Origin of the sequence: Vibrio sp. Vb1755 (genome assembly GCF_033338635.1) — a bacterium.
Taxonomy (GTDB): Bacteria; Pseudomonadota; Gammaproteobacteria; order Enterobacterales; family Vibrionaceae; genus Vibrio; species Vibrio alginolyticus.
Window position 1 is genome coordinate 1 of the sequence record NZ_JAWOTA010000141.1, and the last position, 1,441, is coordinate 1,441.

Consider the following 1,441-nt stretch of genomic DNA (forward strand, 5'->3'; position numbering starts at 1 on the left):
TTTTTAATGCATGTTTTTCGGTGAATGATTGTTGGTAAATAGCTACAACAAAAAATCTATCTACAACCAAAAATCACTGATGGGTTGGTCATCATTGTAGTGATGCGCCATCTGCGCCTGAAGCAACTCGGCCGTAGCAATCGCATCAGTTAACGCGTGATGTGGAGAGTAGTCTGGTAACCCATAGCGGCGTCGAGACTGCGCCAAACGCAGAGACTCTGGTCTCTTTCCTTTCAGGCGATTCCAAATGCCGCCAGCGCTTCTCTTTTGGATGTTCTCTTCGATTTGTAGCGTGTCTAACACGGGAAATTCAATCCCTTCCCCTATGCGCGCTTTCAGCGCTTGATCCAAGAATTCTCTCTCGATTCGACGGTAATGCACAACGATGATTTTGCCGCTTAAGCAAGGCAGCAACTCACCCAAAATATCGCTCAGATCTGGCGCATCAATCAATTCGCTGTGAGTGATACCGTGGATGATAACGGAATCTTCATCCAACTTTTTCTGAGGCCTTACTTTCCAATGTCGAGCATCGCGCAGAAAAATACGTCTCAGATTGAAAGGTACTAAACCGATAGTAATAATGTCGTGTTTTTCGGGATTGAGCCCTGTCGTTTCGAAATCCAACGCGACAAATTCAACCTCTGAAATGGGGGTATTGGGCGCTGGTAATTCGCTGCCGTAAAAGGCGACAAGATTTTCATCACTGACGAGCTCCAACTTTTGCTGAAACTTGGTTGGCCATTGAATCGCAGGCTTTTGAAATAGCTTTTGGATCATGCCAAACCTCACTTAAAGCTCTTATTTGCTTGATAACGGAACTTAAGGAAGTTCTGCCCATTGCTGAGAATTTGGAAGGCATCTTTCAAATTACGGCGTTCAAAATCGGAGAGGTTTTCTGGCTCGATGTTGTTATCTGGCTCAATTCCGAGTTCAACATCGGTCGCTTGATGGCGAATTCGTACCATAGAGATGAATTCTAACGCGTCTTTTAAGTCCTGAGCTCGACCTTTTGGCAAGATGCCTGCGTCAATAATGTCGTCGAGACGTTCAAACGAGTTTTGTGCACGAGAGCCAACTGCCAAGGCATGCACACGAATCAGATCAACCAGCGGCGCGGTGCCACGACGTTTTAGGTTGATCGAGTTTTTGTGCTGGCCGTCTTTTTCCATCACAAAATCTTTGAAGAAGCCTAATGGCGGCGTGCGGTTTAGCGCATTTCGAGCCAAACATGCTAAGAAGCGATTATTTTTACGCGCTCGACGCACAATGAAGCTGGTGAGCTGTTCTGCCCATTTTAAGCGGCCATACACGCCATCTAAATCGAAAAATATTGATGCATTCAGTAACGCTTTCGGGTTGGGATCGTCAATCCAGTCAGCGAAACATTCTTCCCATTCGGAGCGAGTCATTCGCCACATCGGGTTTGTGGCCATGATGT

General features: G+C 46.3%; 2 protein-coding genes. Both read right to left on the minus strand.

Going from position 1 to position 1,441, the window contains the following annotated elements:
• Nucleotides 1–60: 60 nt before the first annotated feature.
• Nucleotides 61–780, minus strand: a complete 720-nt coding sequence (locus tag R7E00_RS23345; protein WP_318124617.1) for a 3'-5' exonuclease — start codon at nt 778–780, stop codon at nt 61–63.
• 8 nt (nt 781–788) lie between these two features.
• Nucleotides 789–1,441 (minus strand): putative nucleotidyltransferase substrate binding domain-containing protein (locus R7E00_RS23350; RefSeq protein WP_318124618.1); only part of this gene is annotated, 653 nt, incomplete at its 5' end.